At 49.8% G+C, this 1,352-nt stretch carries 1 protein-coding gene; it reads left to right on the top strand.

Translation table 11 applies throughout. The features are described 5' to 3' along the window. Positions 1-1,352: L-glutamate gamma-semialdehyde dehydrogenase (pruA, locus tag NR125_RS29155; RefSeq protein WP_256816849.1), on the top strand; the 1,352-nt coding region annotated here is incomplete at both ends.

Here is a 1,352-nt window from a genome sequence, read left to right as displayed (position 1 = left end):
ATCAATCCTTCTAATAAAGAAGAAGTAGTTGGCCGTGTTTCAAAGGCAAACCGCGAGCTTGCGGAAAAAGCAATGCAGGCTGCTGTTGAAGCATTCAAAACATGGAGAAAAGTGAAGCCGGAAACACGCGCAGATGTTTTATTCAAAGCCGCTGCGATCATCCGCCGCCGCAAGCATGAGTTTTCTGCCCTTTTAACAAAGGAAGCAGGGAAGCCTTGGAACGAGGCAGATGCTGATACTGCGGAAGCCATTGACTTCCTTGAGTACTATGCACGCCAAATCTTAAAAATCAAAGACGGTGTTCCAGTCAACAGCCGTCCGAACGAATATAACCGTTATGACTACATTCCATTGGGAGTGGGCATCATCATCTCTCCTTGGAACTTCCCGCTTGCAATCATGGCCGGCACTACTGTTGCCGCGATCGTGGCAGGAAATACAGTCCTATTAAAACCAGCTTCTACAACACCGGTTGTGGCTGCGAAATTTGTTGAAGTGATGGAAGAGGCAGGCCTTCCGAAGGGCGTGCTGAACTTCGTGCCGGGCAGCGGTGCAGAAGTGGGCGACTATTTGGTTGACCATAAAGACACTCGCTTCATCTCCTTCACGGGTTCACGCGACGTTGGTCTTCGCATCAACGAACGTGCTTCCAAGCTAAACGAAAGCCAAATCTGGCTAAAGCGTGTGATCGCTGAAATGGGCGGTAAGGACACAATCGTTGTGGACAAAGAAGCAGACCTTGAATTGGCAGCTACTTCAATCGTTGCCTCTGCTTTCGGATTCTCCGGCCAGAAGTGCTCTGCATGTTCACGTGCGGTTGTAGTAGAAGATGTATACGATCAGGTTCTTAACCGTGTGGTGGAACTGACTAACGAATTAACGCAGGGCAATCCTGAAGACCAGAGCAATTACATGGGTCCAGTGATTGACCAGGGCGCATTTGACAAGATCATGAGCTACATCGAAATCGGCAAAGAAGAAGGCAAGCTGATGACTGGCGGAGAAGGAGACAGCTCGAAAGGCTTCTTCATCAAGCCGACAGTATTCGCAGACCTTGCCCCGGATGCACGCTTAATGCAGGAAGAGATCTTTGGACCTGTCGTTGGCTTCACAAAGGCAAAAGATTTCGATCATGCGCTTGAAATCGCCAACAACACCGAGTACGGCTTAACAGGTGCTGTGATCACACAGAACCGTGAGCACATCCAAAAAGCGCGCGAAGACTTCCATGTTGGAAACTTATACTTCAACCGCGGCTGTACAGGCGCGATTGTTGGATACCAGCCATTCGGCGGATTCAACATGTCAGGAACTGACTCCAAGGCGGGCGGCCCTGACTACATTCTTCTGCA

Source organism: Cytobacillus sp. Bac17 (genome assembly GCF_024519925.1).
Lineage (GTDB): Bacteria > Bacillota > Bacilli > Bacillales > Cytobacillaceae > Cytobacillus > Cytobacillus pseudoceanisediminis.
This window is presented reverse-complemented; position numbering and strand designations above follow the sequence as displayed.